19 protein-coding genes are annotated in these 17721 nt (G+C 67.7%); 9 read left to right on the top strand and 10 right to left on the bottom strand.

Annotated elements, in window-relative coordinates; all coding sequences use genetic code 11:
- Window positions 1–90: 90 nt before the first annotated feature.
- Genes IEV93_RS02775 through IEV93_RS02760 form a run of 4 tightly spaced genes read right to left on the bottom strand, consistent with a single transcriptional unit; the run spans window position 91 to window position 3253 of the window.
- The gene (locus IEV93_RS02775; RefSeq protein WP_188486714.1) at window positions 91–471 is read right to left on the bottom strand and encodes a VOC family protein; all 381 of its coding nucleotides are present in this window, start codon (window positions 469–471) and stop codon (window positions 91–93) included.
- Window positions 472–496: 25 nt separating this feature from the next.
- The gene (locus IEV93_RS02770) at window positions 497–1834 is read right to left on the bottom strand and encodes an acetyl-CoA hydrolase/transferase family protein (RefSeq protein WP_188486712.1); all 1338 of its coding nucleotides are present in this window, start codon (window positions 1832–1834) and stop codon (window positions 497–499) included.
- On the bottom strand, window positions 1834–2361 hold the full coding sequence (locus IEV93_RS02765; protein ID WP_188486710.1) for a MaoC/PaaZ C-terminal domain-containing protein: 528 nt from the start codon (window positions 2359–2361) through the stop codon (window positions 1834–1836). The genes IEV93_RS02770 and IEV93_RS02765 overlap by 1 nt, the downstream gene beginning before the upstream one ends.
- Window positions 2362–2398: 37 nt before the next feature.
- On the bottom strand, window positions 2399–3253 hold the full coding sequence (locus tag IEV93_RS02760) for an aldolase/citrate lyase family protein (RefSeq protein WP_188486708.1): 855 nt from the start codon (window positions 3251–3253) through the stop codon (window positions 2399–2401).
- Between the two features lie 90 nt (window positions 3254–3343).
- On the opposite strand from IEV93_RS02760, the gene IEV93_RS02755 reads away from it, so the two are divergent.
- A complete protein-coding gene (locus tag IEV93_RS02755; RefSeq protein WP_188486705.1) occupies window positions 3344–4243 on the top strand; it encodes a LysR family transcriptional regulator in 900 nt (299 codons plus the stop codon).
- Window positions 4244–4258: 15 nt separating this feature from the next.
- Here the strand turns inward: IEV93_RS02755 and IEV93_RS02750 are convergent, their stop codons facing one another.
- A complete protein-coding gene (locus tag IEV93_RS02750) occupies window positions 4259–4675 on the bottom strand; it encodes a DUF732 domain-containing protein (RefSeq protein ID WP_188486703.1) in 417 nt (138 codons plus the stop codon).
- A 300-nt stretch (window positions 4676–4975) separates the two neighbouring features.
- Here IEV93_RS02750 and IEV93_RS02745 point away from each other — a divergent pair, with 300 nt between their 5' ends.
- A complete protein-coding gene (locus IEV93_RS02745) occupies window positions 4976–5422 on the top strand; it encodes a DUF1877 family protein (protein WP_188486701.1) in 447 nt (148 codons plus the stop codon).
- Between the two features lie 12 nt (window positions 5423–5434).
- Here IEV93_RS02745 and IEV93_RS02740 read toward each other — a convergent pair whose 3' ends face one another.
- Window positions 5435–6148 (bottom strand): hypothetical protein, encoded by a 714-nt coding sequence (locus IEV93_RS02740; RefSeq protein ID WP_188486699.1) that lies wholly within the window; start codon window positions 6146–6148, stop codon window positions 5435–5437.
- A 134-nt stretch (window positions 6149–6282) separates the two neighbouring features.
- On the opposite strand from IEV93_RS02740, the gene IEV93_RS02735 reads away from it, so the two are divergent.
- The 3 genes from IEV93_RS02735 (at window position 6283) to IEV93_RS02725 (ending at window position 9007) form a co-directional block, all read left to right on the top strand.
- Window positions 6283–6888, top strand: coding sequence for a DinB family protein (locus IEV93_RS02735; RefSeq protein WP_229704847.1), 606 nt, complete (start codon window positions 6283–6285; stop codon window positions 6886–6888).
- A 66-nt stretch (window positions 6889–6954) separates the two neighbouring features.
- Window positions 6955–8421 carry an MFS transporter gene (locus tag IEV93_RS02730; protein WP_188486697.1) on the top strand — a complete coding sequence of 489 codons (1467 nt, stop codon included), beginning with the start codon at window positions 6955–6957 and terminating at the stop codon, window positions 8419–8421.
- A gap of 70 nt (window positions 8422–8491) precedes the next feature.
- Entirely contained in the window at window positions 8492–9007 is a 516-nt protein-coding gene (locus IEV93_RS02725; RefSeq protein ID WP_229704846.1) for a PaaI family thioesterase, read from the top strand.
- Here the strand turns inward: IEV93_RS02725 and IEV93_RS02720 are convergent.
- The 3 genes from IEV93_RS02720 to IEV93_RS02710 all read right to left on the bottom strand — a co-directional run bounded on the left by IEV93_RS02720 (window position 8993) and on the right by IEV93_RS02710 (window position 12375).
- Window positions 8993–9604 (bottom strand): DUF305 domain-containing protein, encoded by a 612-nt coding sequence (locus tag IEV93_RS02720; protein WP_188486693.1) that lies wholly within the window; start codon window positions 9602–9604, stop codon window positions 8993–8995. The genes IEV93_RS02725 and IEV93_RS02720 overlap by 15 nt on opposite strands.
- Window positions 9601–11148: an LVIVD repeat-containing protein gene (locus IEV93_RS02715; protein ID WP_188486691.1), complete on the bottom strand. Its 1548-nt coding sequence runs from the start codon at window positions 11146–11148 to the stop codon at window positions 9601–9603. The genes IEV93_RS02720 and IEV93_RS02715 overlap by 4 nt, the downstream gene beginning before the upstream one ends.
- 201 nt (window positions 11149–11349) lie before the next feature.
- The gene (locus tag IEV93_RS02710) at window positions 11350–12375 is read right to left on the bottom strand and encodes a zinc-dependent alcohol dehydrogenase (protein ID WP_188486689.1); all 1026 of its coding nucleotides are present in this window, start codon (window positions 12373–12375) and stop codon (window positions 11350–11352) included.
- Between the two features lie 71 nt (window positions 12376–12446).
- Between IEV93_RS02710 and IEV93_RS02705 the strand changes: the two genes are divergently transcribed.
- Both IEV93_RS02705 and clpB read left to right on the top strand, forming a co-directional pair.
- Complete coding sequence (locus IEV93_RS02705; RefSeq protein WP_188486687.1) at window positions 12447–12923, top strand: winged helix-turn-helix transcriptional regulator; 477 nt, start codon at window positions 12447–12449, stop codon at window positions 12921–12923.
- A 158-nt stretch (window positions 12924–13081) separates the two neighbouring features.
- The gene (clpB, locus tag IEV93_RS02700) at window positions 13082–15646 is read left to right on the top strand and encodes an ATP-dependent chaperone ClpB (RefSeq protein WP_188486685.1); all 2565 of its coding nucleotides are present in this window, start codon (window positions 13082–13084) and stop codon (window positions 15644–15646) included.
- A 41-nt stretch (window positions 15647–15687) separates the two neighbouring features.
- On the opposite strand, the gene IEV93_RS02695 is transcribed toward clpB, so the two are convergent.
- Window positions 15688–16062: a winged helix-turn-helix transcriptional regulator gene (locus tag IEV93_RS02695; protein WP_188490320.1), complete on the bottom strand. Its 375-nt coding sequence runs from the start codon at window positions 16060–16062 to the stop codon at window positions 15688–15690.
- Window positions 16063–16162: 100 nt separating this feature from the next.
- Here IEV93_RS02695 and IEV93_RS02690 point away from each other — a divergent pair, with 100 nt between their 5' ends.
- Both IEV93_RS02690 and budC read left to right on the top strand, forming a co-directional pair.
- Window positions 16163–16882, top strand: a complete 720-nt coding sequence (locus IEV93_RS02690; protein ID WP_188486683.1) for an SDR family oxidoreductase — start codon at window positions 16163–16165, stop codon at window positions 16880–16882.
- Window positions 16879–17661, top strand: coding sequence for a meso-2,3-butanediol dehydrogenase (gene budC, locus IEV93_RS02685; protein WP_188486681.1), 783 nt, complete (start codon window positions 16879–16881; stop codon window positions 17659–17661). Before IEV93_RS02690 ends, budC begins: the two co-directional genes overlap by 4 nt.
- Window positions 17662–17721: the final 60 nt, after the last annotated feature.

The following is a 17721-nucleotide window of genomic DNA, read 5'->3' as shown; positions in this document are numbered from 1 at the left end:
CGGCGGGTCCAGCGGGGTGTCGCCGGCCCGTTGCCACGCTAGTCCTGCGCCCGGTGGGCGCGCGAGACGGGCGCGAGCTTGTCTGCTGTGTCACACCGGGTTCGACAGCTCGATGAGGTTGCCGTCGGGATCGCGAACGTAGACGCTGAGGATGTCGCCGGTCGCGCCCGTTCGCGTCACCGGACCCTCGACGATCGGGACGCCGGCCGCGCCGAGTTGCTCGACGATGTCGGTGACCGGTGTCGCCACGAGAAAGCACAGATCGGCGCTGCCGGGTGTGGGCCGGTCGGCCTTCGGTTCGAACTCGTGTCCGGCCTGGTGCAGGTTGATCTTGCTGTGGCCGAAGAGCAACGCGGTCCGTCCCGAGCCGAAGGTGTGCTCGGTCATCCCGAGGACATCGGTGTAGAACCGCACGGTCGCGGCGGGATCGGCGACGGTGAGGACGAGATGGTCGAGCGATTCGATCTGCATCGTGATTTCTCCGTTCGGTGCTGCCTCAGATGAGGTGCCGATCGCGGGCGGCCTCGGTGAGTTCGGCGCGGTGGTCTGGATGCGCGAGGGCGATCAACGACTGGGCTCGCTGGGTCGAGGACAGTCCCTTGAGATCGACCATGCCGTACTCCGTGGCCACATGGTGGACGTCGTTGCGTGCGGTGGTGACCGGACCCGACAGCCGCGGCACGATCTTGCTGATCGTGCCCTGCTTCGCGGTCGAGGCGAACGCGATGACCGACAGCCCGCCTCGCGAGTTGTAGGCGCCGCGAACGAAGTCGACCTGACCGCCGGCAGCGCTGTACTGATGCCCGTTGATCCACTCGGAGTTGCAGGCGCCGGTGAGGTCCATCTCGATGGTTGAGTTGACCGACACGACGTTGTCGTTGAGTGCGATGACCGCGGGGTCGTTGACGTGGTCGACGGGGTGGCTCTCCACGCCGCGGTTGTCGTCGAGGAACTCATAGAACGCCCTGTCACCCATGGCGAAGGTGAACACCGACGTGCCGCGGTGGATCGCCTTGTACCGGTTGGTGACGACGCCGGATTCGATCAGGCCCGCGAGCGCCGGGGTGAGCACCTCGGAGTGGATGCCCAGATCGGTCCGGTCCGCCAGCGCCTCGCAGACCGCCTGGGGCAGTCCGCCGACGCCGATTTGCAGGCAGGCGTGGTCGGGGACGAGTTCGGCGACCCGTCGGGCGATGGTCCGGTCGACATCACCGATCGGGCGTTGTGGCAGCTCGGGGAGTTGCTCGTCGTGTTCGACGATGGCGTCGACCTCCGACACGTGCAGCGCCGACGCGCCGAACACGCGTGGCATGTGTGCGTTGACCTCCACGATCAATCGCTTCGCCTGCCGGGCAACCGAACTCGTGTAGTCGTTGTTGGTGCCGAAGGTGAAGTAGCCGTTCGCATCCATGGGTGACACCGAGACGAGGAACGTGTCGACCGGGATTCGGTCGGCGAACAGTCGGATGGACTGGCTGAACGCGGTGGGAACGAACGAGACGACCTTGCGTCCGTCGCGGTCGCCCTGTTTGATCAACTCCCGCTCGGCACGCTGCAGGAACATCGAGTGCGGACGCAGCGCCCCCATGAGTTCATAGCGGAGCAGGCTGTCCTGCATCGGCTGTTCGGCGTGGAAGTAGTAGAGCTTGACCTCGTCGATCTCGTGTTCGCGGGCACGGTCGGCGAGGGCACGCATCAGCGCCGGTGGTTGGCCGGCGGCCTGACCGAGGGCGACGGTCGAGTGGCTCTCGATCTGCTCCACCGCGGTGTGCGGGTCGGTGAGCTTGGCTGTGTACTCGCCCGTCGTGCGCCGGGGTGTCGTGATGGTGGTCATCAGTAGTTCGCCTCCTGCTCGGGCGCGTGACCGCGCTTGTAGATCAACATGGTTCGCTCGAAGGTCATCACCACGTCACCGTCCTGGTTGGTGCCGGTGGTCTCGACGGTGACGATGCCCTGGGTGGGCCGGCTCTTCGACTCCCGCGCCGCGAGGATCGTGCTCGACGCGTAGAGGGTGTCTCCGGCGAACACCGGGTGCGTCGCACGGACCTTGTCCCAGCCGAGGTTGGCGACCACCTTCGCGCTCACGGTGCGCACACTCATGCCGGTGAGCATGGCGATGGTGAGCGTCGAGTCGACCAGCATCTTCTTCCACTCCGTGGCCGCGGCATAAGCGGCATCGAAATGAACCGGCTGAGTGTTCATGGTCAGCAACGTCATCCAGATGTTGTCGGTGTCGGTGATGGTCCGACCCGGGCGGTGTTCGAACCTGTCGCCCACCACGAAATCCTCGAAGTAGAGACCGGATGTCTCTCGATAGGTGTGGGGGGCCAACTCCCGATAGGCCGGCAGGATGGGGTCCATCTGCTTCTCCTTCTGTTGTGCTGTAGGGCTTTTGGTGTCAATTCGCTCGGGCGAGTATCCGACGGGCCCGCCGCGCGATGGCCTCGTCGATCATCTGCCCGTTCACGGTGCCCACGCCACGCTCGGCGACCCCGACCACCTCGTCGGCCCAACGGATCTCCTCGCCCGACGGTGTGAAGCCGTCGGCGATGGCGACGATCTGGCGCGGATGGATGGCGGCCTTCGCCGCGAATCCGCTGCGGACCGCGTCGCCGACCGAGTCGGCGAGTCCCCCGGCGTCGTGGATGTCGAAGAACGGGGTGTCGATCACGGGCACGCCGAACGCCGCAGCGGCCTGCAGGATCGAGTTCCGCGCCTGCAGGACCACCGCCGTCCCGGGTTCGGCACCGAGGTCGCCTGCCATGTCCGCGGCGCCGAACATCACCGCGGCAGGAGGTGTACGGCCCTCGCGCAGGATCGCGGTGATCTCGGTGACCGCACGGGCGGACTCGATCATCGCCACGAGGTCGGTCACCACGCCCGCATCGTGCAGCGTGTCTGCGACTAGGTCGACCGTCGCCGCCGATTCGACCTTGGGGACGACCACGTAGGCGGGCGTGAGTCGGTGCTCGGCGACGGCGAGGAGGTCACGGAGTCCGGCGACCGACCCGACCGCGTTCATCCGTACCGCGTACCGGACCGCGGTCGCGCTGTCGCGCAGTGCCGTCAGCTTGTCGACGACCAGGGAGCGTGCGCGGTCTTTGTCGCCGGGGGCGACCGCATCCTCCAGGTCGAGGATGGCGACGCCCGCGCCCGCTCGCTCGGCGGCGTCGAAGTGGTCGGGGTCGGTGCCGGGGGTGAACAGCCACGTGGTGGGAATACCGCCCTGGGGAAGTCGCCTGTTCGATGTCATGCCGATGACGTTACGAGCGGCTAATAGTCGCGTCCATCAATACTTATGCGCGATATGCTTGCACTTGACGCAAATGATCGGGGGTTCGCGATGGAGCTCTATCAACTCCGTTACTTTCACGCGGTCGCCGAGCGCGGCGGCCTCCGGGCGGCGGCCGAGCATCTCGTGGTGTCGCAGTCCGCGGTGAGTCGGGCGATCGCGTCGCTCGAGAGCGAGATCGGGGTCCCGTTGTTCACGCGTCGCGGCCGGGTGAACGAACTCAACCGCTTCGGCGTCGCCTTCCGAGATTCCACACGAGATGTGGCTCGCAGCATCGACATCGGGGTCTCGACGGTGCGCGAGCTCGCCGGCGCGGCGGCCGGCACGGTGTCGGTGGGATTCCTGCACTCACTCGGGGCCACGGTGGTGCCGCGGGCGATCCGCGAACATCGACGCACCCACGAGGCGGTCGAGTTCGAGCTGCATCAGAACTCGGGTCGCGACGTCATCACCCGACTCGCGGGTGGGGTGACGGATCTGTGCATCAGTGTTCCGGGCCTGTTCGCCGAGGTGCTCGACGTGCAGTGGGCGCCGCTGTACACCGAGGAGCTGCTCGTCGTGGTGCCGCTCGGACACCGATTCGCGGCGCGGAAGCGGTTGCGTTTCGCCGACCTGGCCGACGAGCCGTTCGTCGCGATGGACCGCGAGCACACGCTCCGGCACGTCTTCGACAACGCGTGCGTGCAGGCAGGGATGTCACCTCGGATCACCTTCGAGGGGACCGACATCGGCACGCTGCGGGGTCTGGTGGGCGGCGGGCTCGGGGTGGCGCTGCTGCCTGCGGCGCCCGGCCCCCGGGACGACGTGGTGGAGGTGCCGCTGAGCGACGCGGGACTGGTGCGGCAGATAGCGATCGGGTGGGTGCCCGACCGCTATCTGCCCCCGGCGGCCGTCGCCTTCCGGGACACCGTGCTCACCATGGTGGGAAAGGCGCCGGCCGCGCGGCAGTGATCGATCTCGGTCGGGTCAGCCGACGAGCTTGCCGACCTCGGTCGCGCAGTACGCCGGGACCGCGGAACGAACGAAGTTGAGCGCCTTGCCTGCGTCCCCGTCGTACTTGTCCTTCACGCTGTCGGCGGCCTCGGCTGCGGTCTTGCCGCCCTTGAGGTCCTCACAGACGTCCTTGGCCTCGTCGACCATGTCCTTGTCGTCACCGAACTTCAGGCTCGCCGCGGCCAGAACCGCGATGAATCCGGCGTCGCGGGTGTCCGAAGCGGCGTTGCCTGCGGAGTCGGCGGCCTTCGATGCGGCGCTGCCGATGTCGTCGGCCGCGTTGTTGGCGGCGTTCGTCGCCGAGTCGGTGGTGCTCTGGGTGTCGGAGTCCGAACACCCCGCGAGGACCAGCGCACTGGCCGCCAGGACCGCGATCACGAGTTTCTTCATGTTTGCCCCATAAAGATCAGTTCCCGACGTATCTCGTCGGCGGCCATCAGTATCGCCCAGCGGCGTGGCGGCATCCCCGGATGCGACAAACCCGTTACCCGCACGGGCCGCCTGAGAGAGCCTTGCCGAGGGCTTCCTCGCCCCCGACGGTCTCACCGACGTGACGCCCGAGCAACCGGCCCCGAGGGGCGGTCATCAGAGATCCGACTCCTGGGGATGAACCCCCATCTGTGCACAACCCGCACTCGGGCACGGCCGCGTCCTGTGTTGTGGTCGGTACCCGGTGCGAGGTTGGCGTGCATGGGAATCCGCTACTACGCCTATCCAGTCCGCGCCGAACTCGTCGATCACGCACGCTCCGACCCGAGGCTGTTCATCTCCGACGACCCACTGATGGATGCGTGGGGTGATCCGGACGATCGTCCGCCGATGCTCTACCTCGACAAGGCGTGGAGGGCGCTGCAGCAGTTGTTCGCCGGTCGCCCCTGCGCGGCGATGGTGCACGGTCAGGTCACGATGTGTGACAACGGCGTCGAGTATCACCCGTGGTTCGGAGTCCTCGATCCCGACGAGGTCGCCGAGGTTGCGCGCGACATCGTGCTCGTCGATGAGCCGGTGGCCGTACCCGGACGCCGCGAGCGTGTCCTGTTCGAGGCGGATTATGTGAGTCAATACCTCGGGGCCGCGCGGGAATTCGCCTGCGGGCTCTCCGCGGAGGGTGCAGGCCTCGTGTACACGATCGGTTGATGAGCAGATCGGTCAGTTCAGGATGTTGATGGCTCGGGCGAGCACCATCGCCACGGTGGCGAGCGCGATCACCGACTGGATCATCATCGCCAGCTTCGCCCAACGACTCAGCGGCATGGTGTCGGTCGGGCTGAAGGCGGTCGCGTTGGTGAACGACACGTAGAGGTAGTCGGCGAAGCGTGGCTCCCAGTCAGGGTCGGACACATCGGGCGTGGTCATCTGAGGGAACAGGAAATCGGGGTACTGCCGGGTGCCCGCCGCGCGGGTGGCCGGTCCGCCGCGGTCGAGGTCCCAGTACCAGAGCCCGAAGATGATGATGTTCGTCAGATACACCGCGCCGCCGGTGGCGAGCAGGGCCGCAGCCGAGACCTTGTGGTCGCCGGAGATGATGTCGGTGACCAGACGGACCGCCGCGTACGCATTGGCCAGGCTGGCGACGGCGATCAGCGTGAGGCTGGCCGATCGCAGCGGACGCGAGACACGGTTGATGCGCAGCGGGTTCGCGATGACCAGCATCACGAGCAACGCGAGTTCGATCCCCGGCAGCAGGTAGCGCGAGGACAGGTTGAGCCGTTGCGGCAGTGCGAGCTGCAGCGCGATCACGGCGACGATGGCCAGCGCGGCGGCCCATCGGGGTTCGCCCTCGGTGATGCGGCGCCAGGCGGGTAGCGCGTCGTTCTCCAGTCGGCGGCGTCGGGACTCGTCGGGTGTGGCGCGATCGTTCACGTCGCGATTGTGCTCTGAGATCAGATCGTCCGGCGACCGCGGATCGCGGTGTCGAGGAAGCCGAGGGCAGGCGGCGTACTTGCTTGAGTCCATTGAGGACCGTTTCTGTCCGCAATGCCTGCGAGGCTGCGTCCATGACCACCACAGAGATGCAAGGAGCCACCATGGACACCGACTCGACCACCGCCGTCACGACCGACGAGCGCACCGAACTGCTCGCCGAATTGGCGCAGGCGCGCGCCTTCCTCATCGGGACGACCGAAGGTCTCACCGACGAGGAGCTGGGTCTGCGACCCACCGCGAGTTCGCTCTGTCTGGGCGGGTTGATCAAGCACGTCGCCTCGACCGAGGCAGCATGGATGCGCTTCGTCACCGAGGGCACGTCCGGCATGGCGTTGACCCTGCCCGACGGGGTGAGCTGGGACGACCTCATGTCGGGCACCGCACGTACGTATCCGCAGTGGGCGATCGATCGTCAGAACGAGTTCCAGATGTTGCCGGGCGATTCCCGCGAATCCATCCTGTCGGAGTACGCGGCCGTCGCGGCGCGCACCGCGGACGTCATCGCGACAGCCTGCGATCTGTCTCGTTCCACCCCGCTGCCCGAGGCCCCGTGGAACGAACCCGGCGCATCGTGGAGCGTTCGACGGGTGCTGATCCATCTGGTGTCGGAGACCGCGCAGCACGCCGGGCACGCCGAGATCATCCGTGAGAGCATCGACGGCCACACCACCATGTGACCTGCTGGTCTCGTCGTTCAGAAGTGGTCGGGAAGACCAGAACGGACATCGGTGTTGCACGACACCATGACCACCGGACCCGCGCCCACCGAGGAATACGAGCCCGATCCGCGACGGTGGACCGCCCTGACGGTCTGCCTCGCGGTCGGCTTCATGACCCTGCTCGACGTGTCGATCGTCAACGTGGCGCTGCCGTCGATCGAGAAGGGGATCGGCGCGTCGTCGGCCGACCTGTCGTGGGTGGTGTCGGGTTATGCGCTGGCCTTCGGTCTTTTCCTGGTGCCTGCAGGCCGCATCGGTGACGCCCGCGGTCGCAAGACCACCTTCATCATCGGGCTGATCCTGTTCGTCGTCGCCTCGGCCGCGTGCGGGTTGGCGACCGGGCCGCTCACCCTCGTGATCGCCCGTCTCGTCCAGGGTCTCGCCGGCGGCATCCTCAGCCCACAGGTGTCCGGCCTGATCCAGCAGCTCTTCCGTGGAGCCGAGCGCGCAAAGGCGTTCGGTCTGTTCGCCGCGACCATCGGCATCTCGACGGCGGTCGGTCCGCTGCTGGGTGGAGTGCTCATCCAACTCGGTGGCGTCGAGCACGGGTGGCGGTACGTGTTCATGGTGAACGTCCCGATCGGCGCCCTCGCCCTCGTCGCCGCGATAAAGCTGCTGCCATCGCGTGATGCCGACTCGCTCCAGCCGCTGCGCGCATCCTCCTTCGATCCGGTCGGTGTGGTGCTTCTCGGCCTCGGTGTCCTCGCGGTGATGCTGCCGCTGGTGCAGGAACAGCAGTGGACCGGATCGGCCAAGTGGCTGCTGTTCATCCCGGCCGCACTGTTGCTGGCGGCCTTCGTGCTGTGGGAACGGCGCCAGGGCGCGCGTGGGCACCAGCAGCTGGTTGATCTCTCCCTGTTCTCCAACCGGTCGTACACGCTCGGCTGCATCATCGGCACCGTCTATTTCGCCGGGTTCACCACGATCTTCTTCGTCTACACGCTGTACGTGCAGCAGGGACTGGGATATTCGGCCCTGCAGGCCGGTCTCGCCGTCACGCCGTTCGCCATCGGTTCGGCGGTGTCGGCGCGGGTCGGCGGGTCGATCGTCGGGCGCTTCGGTCGCAGTCTCGTCGCGGTGGGCCTGGGCATGGTCGTCGTCGGGATGGTCGGCGCGGTGATCGCGTCGCTGCTCGTCCCCGGTTCCGGGGTCGGCTGGGCGGCGGCGGTGCCCCTGCTCATCGCCGGTGTCGGGTCGGGATTCGTGATCTCGCCGAACGTCACCCTCACTCTCGACGAGGTCCCGGTGAAGCGCGCCGGTATCGCCGGCGGTGTGCTGCAGACCGGCCAACGCATCGGGTCGGCCGCCGGTATCGCGCTGGTCGGCGCGGTGTTCTTCGCCCAGATCGCCGATTCGCGCGGTGATTTCGCCCCGGCATTTCAGCTCGGGCTGACGGTGGCCGCCGCACTCGTCGGCGTCGGATTGCTCATCGCCGTCGTCGATGCCGTCACCGCGAAGCGCACCGAAGACAAGACGGTGGCCCCGGTCTGACACCGACGCACGGGCCGACGGCTCGAGGGACGGTGACGCCGCGGTTGCGCCGTGGCCGACAATGGCGGGCGTGAACAACAACAAGACCGTGTTCCACGGCTGGCTGTACAAGCCGTCGAGGTTCCGCCTGCTGGTCGGGCTCTACCCGCCCCTGCTCGGGGCGGGCGTGCGCGTGTCACACATCGCCGACGACTGGACCTCCGGCGCGATCACGGTCCGCGTCCACCCGTGGACGGCGAACCTGCACGGCGCCGCGTTCGGGGGAGCGTTGTTCTCGGCCACCGACGTCCTGTACGGGATGATGCTCGCCGCGCAGCTCGGTCGCCGGTTCGAGGTGTGGACGAAAGCCGCGAGCATCGACTTCCAGGCCCCGGGTCGCGGTCGCCTCGAACTCCGGGTCGAGCTGCCGCACGACGAGGCCGAGCGCATCCGCGACCAGGCGACCCGCGAGGGCGTCACCCAGGTCGTCCACCACGTCGACATCGTCGACGCCGCGGGCACCGTGGTCGCGGCCGCCGATCACACCATGCGGATAAGGTTGCGCAGCAACGACACCGCGACGCACGCCCCGTCAGGCAAACGGTAACGGCGTACCGCCGCGCGCCGTCAGCAGCGTCACCATCAGGTCCACCTCGTTGCTCTGCTCGTCCTGCATCTGCGTGGCGGTCGCGGTGACCGAGCCGTTGTGACCGTGTTGGCGGAGGTACTGCGCCATGCTGATCCCGCCCTGATGGTGCCGGATCATCAACTGCAGGAACCGGATCTCGTTGTCGACACCGGTCGTCTCGTGCAGAGCGGTGAGCTCGGCATCATCGGCCATGCCCGGCATCATGGCCGAGCCGGCGTGCTCAGCGTGGTCGGATCCCATCCACGCCATCGGCGTGGGCGACTGCTCGGGCTCTCCGGCCGCCTGCAGCCACCCGCGCATCTGCCCGGTCTCGGCGAGTTGGGTGCCGGAGATCTGGTCGGCGACGGCACGGACGTCCGGCGTCGCCTGCGGGGAGAGTTGGCCGACGATGGTGATCGCCTGCTGGTGATGGGCCAGCATGTCCTGGGCGAACCCGACGTCGACGCTGCTCAGAGCCGGTGCGGACTCGGAGCCTGCGTTCCCGATCATCACCCCGACGATCATCGACACCCCGGCGGTGAGCGCTACGATGCACAGCGCCCAGCGTTGACTCACCGCGCCGTTCCTGCGCGCGGATCCATCCGAAGCGCCAGGAAGCCGTTGTCCGAGCAGGTCACGTACAGCAGGTCGCCGCGGAACTGCGGCGGTGACATGCACCAGTCCGCCGTCATGTCGACACCGATCAGTCGGGACCGATCGTTGACGATGCCGGTCAGCGGCGCCTGCCCCTGCAGGATCGCCCGTCCCAGCGCCGCGGCACCGATGATGGGCGGGGCCGCGATGTTCGCCAGTCCCGCGTGGATGGAATTGGTCAGGGTGGTGAAGGTCTTGCCCACCTGCGCGGCGGGGTTGAAGTACCCGATCTCGCGGAAACGGTCGGGGTCGCTGATGTCGAAGACCCGGATGCCGGATTGGATCCACCCGCAGGCCATCCGACGCGGATCGACGGGACGGTCCACCGAGCAGTAGTGCGACTCGTAGGCGAACGGTCCGTTGCCGCCGGCACTGGCCACGGCCCTGGTCTGATTCCTCGGCAGGTTGATGGCCAGCTTGATGACGTTGCGCAGCTTCAAGTTCGACGATCGTGCAGCGTCGAACAGCTTTGCGCCACCCGAGCCCGCCTCGTCCATCGAGAACACGTGCGGCTTACCGCCGTAGGTGACGTAGATGCTGTGCTGAGTGATCTGGCCGTCGGTCCAGAACTTCTGGCCGATGTGCGGCGCGAGCCGGGAGACGATCGTGCGCGGCTTGCGGTTCTGGATCGCGGAGACGTCGATCATGGTGAGCCCGGCGAGGTTCGACAGGTACATGGTCTCACCGTCGGGGGTGAATCCCATGCCGTGGGCGGAGATGCCGGTGACGCCACTCCAGACCACCATCGGCCGGCTCGGGTCGGTCAGGTCGACGGCGCTAACGTATCCCGGGGCGACGCCGGACGCCCAGTACGTCCTGCCGTCGGGGGAGAAATCGCCCTCGTGCGTGGTGATCGGTATCGGCATGTTCAGCCGGCTCCCCGCGCCGCGGTTGAGCAGACGCGGGTGCGCACAGTCGGTGGCGATGTCGTAGACGGAGATGTAGCCGGCTCCCTCGAGGATGCCGACGGCGGTACCCACCAGCAGGCCGCGGGCCTCGTTGACCTTCAACGACTCCCAGGTGCCGCCCAACGCCGCGGGCTCGTTCAGGACGGCCGTGCGCCGCGGCCGGGCGGGGTCGGACGCATCGATCACGTTGACACCGGCGGGTTTCCGGTTGAGCAGGTTGGTCGGGAAGCTGGTCCCGGTATAGGTGCACTGCTTGTAGGACGCGCTGGTGATCCCGGTGCCCTCGTTCTGCAGTTGCCCGACGAGGTCGATGTTGCAGTTGTATCCGCGCCGGCTCCGACCACTCTTGCGATCGGACAGCGACACCTCGCCCTGCACCCCGGTCTCGACCCGATCGCCGGGACGACACTGCGCCTGCGGGACCGAAGTGGGCCAGACATCGGCGAAGTCGTCGTAGCCCGGCGGGGCCTTGGCGACGGCCAGCGTCGCGCTCGATGCGAACACGGCGACCACGATCGCGACGATCGTGGTCGCGCGGCGGATGGATGTGACCTGCACGGCGAGCCTCCCGAATGGCTTCTCATCAGATGTGCGAATCGAGCACCGGTGATCCGGTGACCGACCGCAGCACCCCACCTGTACGGATGTGCGCCGCGTCACACACCCGGAGAGTGTCATTGCACGATGGCAGTGATGTCAACCTTCGGCGTCACGGGGCTCCCCGTTGCCGGGGTCGGATGTGACGTGCGAGCGCGGCGACTACCCGCCCATCAGGGACGGCGCGACGAGGACTGGCTTCGCATAGGGCGCGAGCAGCACCTCAGGGGCGTCTGCCCATGGGTGCGTGGTGGATATCTGTTCGGGATGGATGCGATCGCCCTCCAACATCCCGAGTACCGCTTCGAGGTGGGGCATGACGCTGACGAAGCCCGTCGACAGTGTCATGTCGCGCTGGTACATGTCCCACAGCGGTAGTGAGGCGTTGCCGAAGATCATGGCCACGTTCGACAGATGTCCGCCCGGCGCCACACACCGGATGGCCTCGGCGAGAAGCGTCGGGTGGGGTGACGCGCCGATCACCACGGGAAACCTGTTGTGATGTCGAGCGGCATCGACCGTCGGATGCGCCTCGGCCCCGAGTGATCGGGCCTGTTCGCGCCGCTGCTCGTCCGCGTCGACGAGCGTCACGCTGCCCGCGCCGAGGGCGACAGCGTGCTGCACGGCGAAGGAGCCGAGGCTCGAAAGGCTGTTGACGACGAGAACAGACGTACCTGGCCGGCGGGACAATCCGCGCCACACGGCCACATAGGCGTCGGTGAGGTTGTCCCCGCAGCTCGCGGCCCGAACCGGGTCGACCCCGGGGGGCAGCTTGGTGAGCATCGCGTCGGCGAACGGCACCCGCACGAGATCGGAGAACAAGCCGCCGAAATCGCCTGCTATAGGTGCCCCGTATCCGGACAGTCCGGGGTGGGCGGTGCAGGCCGCGCTCAGCCCCAATCGGCAGTTGTCGCAGGTTCCGCAGTTGATGTGCCAGGGCACGACGCACACGTCACCCGGTGCGACGTTGCCGACGCCTGATCCCACCGAGATCACCTCGGCGACGCACTCGTGTCCGATCGGGTAGCCGGTGCCGAAGTCGACGGCACCGGAGATGATCGCGCGGTCGAGGTCGCAGGTGGTCGCGGCGAGTGGATGCACGATCGCCTCCGTGGGGCCCTCGATCGCCGGGTCGGGGCGGTCGGTCCACCGAAGGGCGTTCTCGCCGATGAAGTGCAGCGCTTTCATGTGGGGTGGTCCTTCGTCCGCGAGGCCCAGGAGGTCTGGATAGCGATATCCTACTCAGCTAGGGTCGACGGATGGAGGAATTCGACCGGAGTCGGTGGAGTGCCGAGAACTGCTCGGTGAAAGCGGCGTTGGGCATCGTCGGAGACCGGTGGACCATGCAGGTGCTGCGCGAGGCCTACTACGGCGCGCGTCGCTTCGAGCAGTTCCACGCCGGGGTCGGCTGTGCGCGAACAGTTCTGACCGACCGCCTCAACACCCTGGTCGACCATGACCTGATGTACCGCGAGCCGTATCGGGAACCTCATGCGCGTCAGCGACACGAGTACCGACTGACCCGGGCGGGTATGGAACTGTTCCCCGCGATGATCGCCCTCATGCAGTGGGGTGACCGATGGCTGGCCGGCGCTGACGGCCCTCCGGTCGAGGTCATTCATCAAGGATGCGGGGCCGGCGTGCGAGCGGAACTGGTGTGCAGCGATGGACACCGCGAACTGACACCTCAGCGCGTGGGTCCCCGCCTCGGTCCGGGGGCGCGACCCGGCAGGTGATGTCCGGCCTCATCTTTGTCGTCAGGCGCGGTGCCGAAGAGCCGCCGGCCGACAACGGCCTATAGTTGAGCGGAACAGACTCAAGTCCTCGTGCGTTGAGGAACTCGACGGGCCTTTCGGCCCGAGACACTTCACGCAAGACCTAGGAAGGTGAGCACATGTCCACTCCCAACTCCGGCGGGTTCAACCCGACGACGAAGACGCAGGCCGCACTCTCGGCCGCGGTGCAGTCGGCCACCGCCGCCGGCAATCCCGATGTCCGACCGGCCCATGTGTTGGTCGAACTCCTCGACCAACCCGAGGGCATCGCATCGCCGCTGCTCAAGGCGGTCGGCGTCGACCCGGCCGCGGTGAAGGCGCAGGCCAAGAACCTGGTGTCGCGGATGCCGACCGCCTCCGGTGCGAGCTCCGCGCCGCAGCTCACCCGCGAGACGATCGCCGCGATCACCGCCGCCCAGCAGCTGGCCGGCGAGCTCGACGACGAGTACGTCTCCACCGAGCACCTCGTGGTCGGTCTGGCCACGGGTGACTCCGAGGTGGCCAAGCTCCTGCACGACGTCGGCGCCACCCCGCAGGCCCTGCGTGAGGCGTTCGTGGCCGTTCGAGGCAGCGCACGCGTCACCTCGCCGGATCCGGAATCGACGTATCAGGCTCTGGAGAAGTACTCCACCGACCTCACCGCGCAGGCCCGGGAGGGCAAGCTCGACCCGGTCATCGGCCGCGACACCGAGATCCGTCGCGTGGTGCAGGTCTTGAGCCGCCGTACCAAGAACAACCCGGTGCTCATCGGTGAACCCGGCGTCGGCAAGACCGCCATCGTCGAGGGGCTGGCCCAGCGCATCATCGCCGGCGACGTTCCGGAGAGCCTGCGCGACAAGACCGTCGTCAGCCTCGACATGTCGTCGATGGTCGCAGGCGCGAAGTACCGGGGCGAGTTCGAGGAGCGGCTCAAGGCCGTCCTCGACGACATCAAGGGCTCGGCGGGCCAGGTCATCACCTTCATCGACGAGCTGCACACCATCGTCGGTGCCGGCGCGACCGGCGACTCCGCGATGGACGCGGGCAACATGATCAAGCCGATGCTCGCCCGCGGCGAACTCCGACTGGTCGGTGCCACCACGCTGGAGGAGTACCGCAAGTACATCGAGAAGGACGCCGCGCTGGAACGCCGGTTCCAGCAGGTCTACGTCGGCGAGCCCTCGGTGGAGGACGCGGTCGGCATCCTGCGCGGACTCAAGGAGCGCTACGAGGTGCACCACGGTGTCCGCATCACCGACTCCGCGCTCGTGGCCGCGGCGACGCTCAGTGACCGCTACATCACGTCACGGTTCCTGCCGGACAAGGCCATCGACCTCGTCGACGAGGCCGCGTCGCGTCTGCGTATGGAGATCGACTCGCGCCCCGTCGAGATCGACGAGGTCGAGCGGATCGTGCGTCGGCTCGAGGTCGAAGAGGTCGCGCTCGACAAGGAGACCGACGAGGCGTCGAAGCAGCGACTCGAGAAGCTGCGGCGTGAGCTCGCCGATCAGCGCGAGAAGCTCAACGAGCTCTCCGCGCGCTGGCAGGGCGAGAAGCAGGCGATCGACGGTGTCCGCGATCTGAAGGAGAAGTTGGAGTCGTTGCGCGGTGAATCCGACCGTGCCGAGCGCGACGGTGATCTCGGACGTGCCGCCGAGCTGCGCTACGGGCAGATCCCGGTGCTGGAGAAAGAGCTCGCAGTCGCGGCCGAGAAGAGCGCGCCCGCAGGCGATTCGGTCATGCTCAAGGAAGAGGTCGGCCCCGACGACGTCGCCGAGGTCGTCTCGGCGTGGACCGGCATCCCCGCCGGCCGCATGCTCGAGGGCGAGGTCACCAAACTCCTGCGCATGGAGGACGAGATCGGCGCCCGCGTGGTCGGGCAGCGTGAGGCGGTCGAGGCCGTGTCCGACGCGGTCCGGCGTTCACGTGCCGGTGTCGCCGACCCGAACCGGCCGCTGGGTTCGTTCATGTTCCTGGGGCCGACCGGTGTCGGCAAGACCGAGCTGGCGAAGGCGTTGGCGGAGTTCCTGTTCGACGACGACCACGCGATGGTTCGTATCGACATGAGCGAGTACGGCGAGAAGCACAGCGTCGCACGGCTCGTCGGTGCTCCTCCGGGATACGTCGGTTACGAGTCGGGTGGTCAGCTCACCGAGGCGGTGCGTCGCCGGCCGTACACGGTCGTGCTGTTCGACGAGATCGAGAAGGCGCACCCCGACGTCTTCGACATCCTGCTGCAGGTGCTCGACGAGGGACGCCTCACCGACGGCCAAGGGCGGACGGTGGACTTCCGCAACACGATCCTGATCCTCACGTCCAACCTGGGCGCGGGGGGAAACAAGGACCAGGTGATGACGGCGGTGCGGTCGGCCTTCAAGCCCGAGTTCATCAACCGGCTCGACGACGTGGTCATCTTCGACGCACTGAACGAGTCCGAACTCGAGTCGATCGTCGAGATCCAGATCGGGTCGCTGGCCGCGCGTCTGGCCCAGCGCCGACTGCAGCTCGAGGTGTCGGCCAACGCCAAGAAGTGGTTGGCGGCGCGCGGTTTCGACCCGCTCTACGGAGCGCGGCCGCTACGGCGACTCGTGCAGAAGTCGATCGGTGACCAACTCGCCCGCGGGTTGCTCGCCGGGGACATCCACGACGGCGACGTGGTGCCGGTCAACACCAGCGCCGACGGCGAGAGCCTGGTCCTGGGCTAGACCCGACCCGACCCGCACGACACAGCGCCCGGTGCGACGTCTCATCCGACGTCGTGCCGGGCGTCGCTGTTTCGGGCGTTCGCGGCCTGCACCTCGGGCACATGCGACTCCGCCCAGGCGCGGACCGCGGCCAGCGGCTCCAGCAGCGATCGTCCGAGGTCGGTCAGCGCGTACTCCACGTGCGGCGGTTGGCCGCCGAAGTCCTTCCGGTCCACCAGTCCGTCGTGGTGCAACGCGCGCAGCGTCTCGGTGAGGACCTTGGGCGTGATGCCCTGGATATGGGTCTTCAACTCGCTGAACCGCATCGGGCCCGGCGCCAGCGCGGTCACGACGAAGACCGTCCACCGGGCGCCGATCCGATGCAGCACGACGCGACTCGGACATGTCGGCGCCATGACGTTGTAGGCCTTCGACATCAGGTGTCCCTCCAGGTGGGCGACGGTTTCGTTGTAGATACCGGTATCAAATACATACCGTTCTCCCTGGAAACAGTACGACATCACAGGAGGAACGGACATGGCACAGACACTGGACGGGCAGACGGTACTGGTGGTCGGCGGTGCGAAGAACCTGGGACTGGCGATCGCGACGCGCGCTGCCGAACTGGGCGCCCACGTCGTCATCGGGGCGCGCGACGGTGACGCCGCGGTGACCGCGGCCGCCGGTCTGGAGAACGCCCGCGGCATCAGCATCGACATCACCGACGAGTCGAGCATCGCGGCGGCCGCCGCCGAGCTAGGCGGCGTCGACCACATCGTCGCCACCGCGGCGGCCCATCACAACGTCCCGGTGACCGCCCTCGACCACGACAAGGTGGTCACCGCGTTCGAGGCGAAGGTGATCGGCCCGCTGATGCTGGCCAAGCACTTCGCTCCCGCGATGCCGGCGACGGGCTCGATCGTCCTGTTCTCCGGTGTCGCGGCGTGGAAGCCGGCGCCGGGCAAAGCGATCATGGGCATCACCAACGGCGCGGTGTCGTTCGCGGTGAGCCACCTCGCGAAGGAGCTCGCACCCATCCGCGTCAACGCGATCTCCCCGGGCATCATCGACTCCGGTACGTGGGACGGTATGCCTGAATCCGACCGGGCCGCCCTCTTCGACGGCGTCGCGGGCAGCATCCCGGCCCGCCGCGTCGGCACGACCGCCGACATCGTCGATGCGGCAACATGGTTGTTGACCGCCGGGTTCGTCAGCGGCGAGACCATTCACGTCGAAGGAGGCGCACGCAGCGCATGAGCACCACCAACACATACGCGGTCAGCGACAGGGTCGTGATCATCACCGGCGCCGGGACCGGCATCGGGCGATCGATCGCCCGGGCGTTCCTCGCCAACGGCGCAAAGGTCGTCGTCTCGGGTCGCCGTCGCGATCCGTTGGAGGAGACGGTCGGCGACGCCGCCGAAGGGCACGCCCTTGTGGTCACCGGTGACGTGTCGACGCGGTCGGACGTCGACGCCCTCGTCGCGGCGACCCTCGACGAGTTCGGCCGCATCGACGTCGTCATCAGCAACGCCGGTGTCCACGATGGCGGCGGCGACATCGTCGACATGTCCGACGACAGCTGGGCACTGCTGCGCGGGGTCAACATCGACGGCTTCGTGCACGTCGCGCAGGCGACGCTGCCGGAACTGGTGAAGACCGGTGGCAACTTCATCGCGGTGTCGTCGGTGTCCGGGATCGGCGGCGACTGGGGGCAGGCGGCCTACAACGCCACCAAGCACGCGGTGAACGGGTTCGTGCGTTCGCTGGCCCTGGATTACGGCGGCCGTGGTGTGCGGGTCAACGCGGTCGGCCCCGCGTTCACGCTCACCGAGATGACCGAGGGGATGGGTCGTGACGAGAAGTCGTTGGCCCCGTTCGTCAATCGCATCGCGCTGGGCCGCCCGGGTGAGCCCGACGACGTCGCGCCCGCGGTGTTGTTCCTGGCGTCCGACGATGCCCGCTACATCACCGGCACGATGCTCACGGTCGACGGCGGTACGAGCGCGTCGACGGGACAACCGCACGTCGAGTAGGTCTGACGAAACACGAAGGGCCGCCCCGTTTTATCGAGGCGGCCCTTCGTTGTTCCCGTG

It is taken from the genome of Williamsia phyllosphaerae, assembly GCF_014635305.1.
GTDB lineage: Bacteria > Actinomycetota > Actinomycetes > Mycobacteriales > Mycobacteriaceae > Williamsia_A > Williamsia_A phyllosphaerae.
The sequence above is the reverse complement of the archived record's forward strand: the minus strand, read 5'-3'. Positions and strand labels throughout refer to the sequence as shown.

Excerpts from the sequence above, each read along its gene's own strand:
- IEV93_RS02775 (WP_188486714.1), bottom strand. The coding sequence starts at position 471 with ATGCAGATCGAATCGCTCGACCATCTCGTCCTCACCGTCGCCGATCCC.
- IEV93_RS02770 (WP_188486712.1), bottom strand. The coding sequence starts at position 1,834 with ATGACCACCATCACGACACCCCGGCGCACGACGGGCGAGTACACAGCC.
- IEV93_RS02765 (WP_188486710.1), bottom strand. The coding sequence starts at position 2,361 with ATGGACCCCATCCTGCCGGCCTATCGGGAGTTGGCCCCCCACACCTAT.
- IEV93_RS02760 (WP_188486708.1), bottom strand. The coding sequence starts at position 3,253 with ATGACATCGAACAGGCGACTTCCCCAGGGCGGTATTCCCACCACGTGG.
- IEV93_RS02755 (WP_188486705.1), top strand. The coding sequence starts at position 3,344 with ATGGAGCTCTATCAACTCCGTTACTTTCACGCGGTCGCCGAGCGCGGC.
- IEV93_RS02750 (WP_188486703.1), bottom strand. The coding sequence starts at position 4,675 with ATGAAGAAACTCGTGATCGCGGTCCTGGCGGCCAGTGCGCTGGTCCTC.
- IEV93_RS02745 (WP_188486701.1), top strand. The coding sequence starts at position 4,976 with ATGGGAATCCGCTACTACGCCTATCCAGTCCGCGCCGAACTCGTCGAT.
- IEV93_RS02735 (WP_229704847.1), top strand. The coding sequence starts at position 6,283 with ATGACCACCACAGAGATGCAAGGAGCCACCATGGACACCGACTCGACC.
- IEV93_RS02730 (WP_188486697.1), top strand. The coding sequence starts at position 6,955 with ATGACCACCGGACCCGCGCCCACCGAGGAATACGAGCCCGATCCGCGA.
- IEV93_RS02710 (WP_188486689.1), bottom strand. The coding sequence starts at position 12,375 with ATGAAAGCGCTGCACTTCATCGGCGAGAACGCCCTTCGGTGGACCGAC.
- IEV93_RS02705 (WP_188486687.1), top strand. The coding sequence starts at position 12,447 with ATGGAGGAATTCGACCGGAGTCGGTGGAGTGCCGAGAACTGCTCGGTG.
- clpB (WP_188486685.1), top strand. The coding sequence starts at position 13,082 with ATGTCCACTCCCAACTCCGGCGGGTTCAACCCGACGACGAAGACGCAG.
- IEV93_RS02695 (WP_188490320.1), bottom strand. The coding sequence starts at position 16,062 with ATGTCGAAGGCCTACAACGTCATGGCGCCGACATGTCCGAGTCGCGTC.
- IEV93_RS02690 (WP_188486683.1), top strand. The coding sequence starts at position 16,163 with ATGGCACAGACACTGGACGGGCAGACGGTACTGGTGGTCGGCGGTGCG.
- budC (WP_188486681.1), top strand. The coding sequence starts at position 16,879 with ATGAGCACCACCAACACATACGCGGTCAGCGACAGGGTCGTGATCATC.